8 protein-coding genes are annotated in these 4319 nt (G+C 31.9%); all 8 read right to left on the bottom strand.

Features of this window, described 5'->3' with window-relative positions; genetic code table 11:
* The coding region (locus ACIQ2I_RS08250; RefSeq protein ID WP_396181943.1) for an SUF system Fe-S cluster assembly protein at positions 1-317 on the bottom strand (317 nt) is incomplete at its 3' end.
* Complete coding sequence (locus ACIQ2I_RS08245; protein WP_396181942.1) at positions 287-775, bottom strand: GxxExxY protein; 489 nt, start codon at positions 773-775, stop codon at positions 287-289. The genes ACIQ2I_RS08245 and ACIQ2I_RS08250, both read right to left, overlap by 31 nt.
* A 60-nt stretch (positions 776-835) precedes the next feature.
* Positions 836-1255: a SufE family protein gene (locus tag ACIQ2I_RS08240; protein ID WP_396181941.1), complete on the bottom strand. Its 420-nt coding sequence runs from the start codon at positions 1253-1255 to the stop codon at positions 836-838.
* A complete protein-coding gene (locus ACIQ2I_RS08235) occupies positions 1245-1691 on the bottom strand; it encodes a hypothetical protein (RefSeq protein ID WP_396181940.1) in 447 nt (148 codons plus the stop codon). Before ACIQ2I_RS08235 ends, ACIQ2I_RS08240 begins: the two co-directional genes overlap by 11 nt.
* Positions 1692-1706: 15 nt before the next feature.
* Positions 1707-2927 (bottom strand): aminotransferase class V-fold PLP-dependent enzyme, encoded by a 1221-nt coding sequence (locus ACIQ2I_RS08230; protein WP_396181939.1) that lies wholly within the window; start codon positions 2925-2927, stop codon positions 1707-1709.
* Between the two features lie 88 nt (positions 2928-3015).
* Positions 3016-3615 (bottom strand): lipoprotein signal peptidase, encoded by a 600-nt coding sequence (locus ACIQ2I_RS08225; protein WP_396181938.1) that lies wholly within the window; start codon positions 3613-3615, stop codon positions 3016-3018.
* An 89-nt stretch (positions 3616-3704) separates the two neighbouring features.
* The gene (locus tag ACIQ2I_RS08220; RefSeq protein ID WP_396181937.1) at positions 3705-4085 is read right to left on the bottom strand and encodes a TraR/DksA family transcriptional regulator; all 381 of its coding nucleotides are present in this window, start codon (positions 4083-4085) and stop codon (positions 3705-3707) included.
* Between the two features lie 51 nt (positions 4086-4136).
* The coding region (locus ACIQ2I_RS08215) for a DUF5915 domain-containing protein (protein WP_396181936.1) at positions 4137-4319 on the bottom strand (183 nt) is incomplete at its 5' end.

Genomic DNA, 4319 nt, shown 5'->3' with positions numbered 1-4319 from the left:
ATTCCTAATTCTAATTTAGCTTCTTCGCTCATTAAATCTTTACTCCAAGGCGGATCAAAAGTAATTTCAACTTCACAAGATTTTATGGTGTCAATTTTAGCTACCTTTTCTTCCACTTCTTTTGGTAACGATTCGGCTACTGGACAATTTGGCGATGTTAAGGTCATTAATATTTTAACTTCATTGTCTTCGTTAATCATTACGTCGTATATTAAACCTAATTCATAAATGTCTACAGGAATTTCTGGATCGTAGATTCCTTTTAATGCCGTAACTACGCTTTCGCCTAAGTTGATTTCGTCTTTAAATTCTTCCATTTTTTGATTTTAATACCATATAAGGAGCATAAGGAATTATAAGTGTATTCCCAAAGTTCGTTATATAATCTGTTTATATATGTTTTTTGTCCTTCTTTAAAAATGTGAGTAACATTGAAATTAATTAATAATCCAATTGGAGAGTTAAATAAATTCATGTAAGTTAAAATTTGCGCTTCAAATATTGGTTTAATTTCTGCAACCGATTTTAGTTCAACTATTAATATATCCTCAACTAATATATCACATCTTAACTCCGCCTCAACATCTAATCCTTTATAATTTATTGGAACTATACCTTCAGATTGAAATTTAATTCCTCTCCATTTTAACTCATGCAACATGCATTTATGATAAACACTCTCTAAGAGACCTGGCCCAAGGCTTCTGTGAACTTCAATCGCAGCTCCATTAACTTTATAAACTAAATCTTTTAAATAACTTCTAGTAATGTCCATTTTAAATAAATTGGTTTATTTGGCTTATACTTACTTATACTCCTCATATGGAAAATTATTTTAATTTCTAGCTTCAAATGCTAAAGCATACATTTTTATTTTTTTTATCATCGAAACCAAGCCGTTGGCACGAGTGGCCGAAAGATGTTCTTTTAATCCAATTTCATCAATAAAATCAGTATTGGCTTCTAAAATATTGGCTGGTGTTTGGTTCGAGAAAGCGCGAATTAAAATAGCAATTATTCCTTTCGTTAAAATGGCATCGCTATCGGCTGAAAAAAACACTTCCCCATCTTTTTCTTCCGCATGAACCCAAACTTTCGATTGACAACCTTTGATAATATTATCATCTGTTTTGTGTTCTTCGGCGATTAAAGGCAATCCTTTTCCTAATTCTATAATGTATTCATAACGCTCCATCCAGTCGTCGAACATGGAAAACTCAGCAACAATTTCGTTTTGTATTTCTTTAATATTCATTAGTTTTTTCTGCTAATTTTGTAATTTTAGTAACTAATTTTTCTATTTCCGCAGGTGGAAAACCATGATCAAAACCATTGGCTGGATATTTAACCCCTTTAGATTCGAAAATAATATTAGCAAATGCGGCACCGTCGGAATATCTTTTTTCTGTCGGCCAGTTCAAGTTTTTTACTTTTGCTAAATCAACCACTTTTGCTAATGCTGAAATCTCTTTCCAATCTGTATCTGAAATTTCAATTTTATTTGAATATGCTTTAAAATCTCTTTCATTAGCAGTATAAAGCACTTGATTCTCAACTTTTAATGCAAGAAAAAAACCTCTAGTTGTTGCTTCATAAAAAATGGTTGGCATACCGTTTTTGGTATTACTTTTTGAACCACTACACGCAAATAGGGTAAGGATTAAAGTTGACAAAATTAAAAACTTTTTCATTTTGTGTGGTTTTAGTTACGACAACATTGTTTTGGCTCTTTTCAAAGCAGCTACAAATATATCAATTTCTTCTTTGGTATTGTAAAAGGCAAAACTGGCTCTAATGGTTCCTGAAATTTTATAAAAATCCATTATCGGTTGTGCGCAATGTTGACCTGTTCGTACCGCTACACCTAATTTATCTATAATCGTGCCAATATCATATGAGTGAATGTTTTCAATATTGAAAGAAATTACCGAAGTTTTTTTATTCAAATCTGTTGGACCATAAATGGTTACGCCTTCCATTTCTTGTAGTTTTTGGGTTCCATACACTAGTAATTCGTGTTCGTGTTTGGCTATGTTATCAAAACCAATTTCGTTCATGTAATCAATAGCGGCTCCGAAAGCAATTCCTCCACAAATATTTGGCGTTCCGGCTTCAAATTTATGAGGTAAATCGGCATACGTAGTTTTTTCAAAAGTAACGGTAGCAATCATTTCTCCGCCGCCTTTGTAGGGTGGCAATTTACGCAACCATTCTTCTTTACCGTAAAGCATTCCAACACCTGTTGGCCCACACATTTTATGCGCAGAAGTTACATAAAAATCAACATCCAGCGCTTGTACATCGGGTTTGATGTGCGGACAAGATTGTGCGCCATCAATTAAAACTGCAGCTCCAACGGCATGTGCTTTTTTAATAATTTCTTCAATTGGATTTAGCGTTCCTAAAGCGTTTGAAATATGATTACAGCAAACTAATTTGGTTTTATTTGACAATAATTTATCATATTCTGACATAATTAATTCGCCATGAACATCTATTGGAATTACTTTTAAAATCGCACCAGTGTGTTCACATAACATTTGCCAAGGCACAATATTACTATGATGTTCCAATGCGGAAATCATAATTTCATCTCCTTTTTCTAATATGGAGGCAAAACCATTGGCTACTAAATTGATACTTTCGGTTGTTCCGGAAGTAAAAATGATTTCGTAAGGTTGCTTTGCATTAAAATGATTTTGAATTTTAATTCGTGCTTGTTCGTAGGCATCAGTTGACAATTGACTCAACGTATGCACCCCGCGATGAATGTTTGCATTATAATTGGAATAATACGCTACAATACTATCAATTACAACTTGAGGTTTTTGTGAAGTCGCACCGTTATCAAAATACACCAATGGTTTTCCGTTAACCGTTTGAGATAATATTGGAAATTGGGCTCTTATTTTTTGTACGTCGAACATATCATTACTATTTGAAGCAAATTTACGATTTGATTATTTAAAATAGGAATAAATAAAGATTAAAATAACAGAAAATTATGTTTTGTTTTTAGTTAAAACATCTTTTGTTGAATACAATTAAAATGCCAAATCCTGTTGAAATGGCCACATCGGCCACGTTAAAAATAGCGTTGAAAAAAGTAAAAGGTCTTCCGCCAATAAATGGCACCCATTCGGGCATTGGAATGTCTTTAATTATTGGAAAATAAAACATGTCAACAACATTACCATACAAAAGCTTTCCATAAGGCTGGTTAGAAAAAATGGTAGCAACTTGAGCGCCGCTATCATTAAAAATTACTCCATAAAAAATAGAATCAATTAAATTTCCAAGAGCTCCAGCAATTATTAAAGAAATAGCGACAATTAAATACTTAGATTGTTTTTTATTAATAGAATCCCACAACCACCACATAATAATTGGTGAAACAATCATTCTAAACAAAGTAAGTAATAATTTTCCGTAATCTCCTGGAAGTTCAATTCCCCAAGCCATGCCTTCATTTTCAATAAAATGAATTCTAAACCATTCTTGACCAAAAACTAATATATGCTCTCCTAAATAAAAATGCGTTTTTACATATACTTTTGATATTTGATCTATTAGTATAATTAGAAAAATAAAAATATAGGCTTTTTTGATTGACATCTTAATAATTTTATAATTTATGCAAAAGTAACAATTTTAACGAATAAAAAACGCCCCAAAAGGAGCGTTTGTATAATTAGTCACGTTTTTTAACGCTGTAAATTTTTTGCTTCTATGCTCATTGTGGCGTGAGGCACAATTTTTAAGCGTTCTTTATTGATTAATTTTCCGGTTACTTTACACATCCCGTACGTTTTGTTTTCAATACGAACCAAGGCATTTCTTAAATCGCGAATGAATTTTTCTTGACGAATCGCCAACTGCGAATTCGCTTCTTTACTCATGGTTTCACTTCCTTCTTCAAACGCTTTGAATGTTGGAGAAGTATCTTCCGTTCCGTTGTTAGAGTCGTTTAAATACGCGCTTTTAATTAATTCTAAGTCATTTTTAGCTTTATCTAACTTTAGATTAATTAATTCTTTGAATTCTTGTAATTCTGCATCTGAGAATCTTATTTGTTGATCTATCATAATTGAGATGTTTTTAAAATTTTTATTTGAGTCAAAAGCGTCAAATGTTTTTTATTTTGAAATTAATATTGTTGTTTTTAACTCATCAAACTCAATTTCTGTACCGATTTTTATTTCCAACACAAAAACTAGTTCCTTTGTTAGTGTTTCTGATTTGATGTACGATTCATTGGCGATTACCGCTTGTTCTATACTATCATTTTTTAGTATTTGAACTTTAATTTTATCTGTAAC

This window comes from Flavobacterium sp. (assembly GCF_044368995.1).
In the GTDB taxonomy this organism is placed as follows: domain Bacteria; phylum Bacteroidota; class Bacteroidia; order Flavobacteriales; family Flavobacteriaceae; genus Flavobacterium.
Note: the sequence above shows the minus strand (reverse complement) of the source record. Positions and strands in the feature narration are given on the sequence as shown.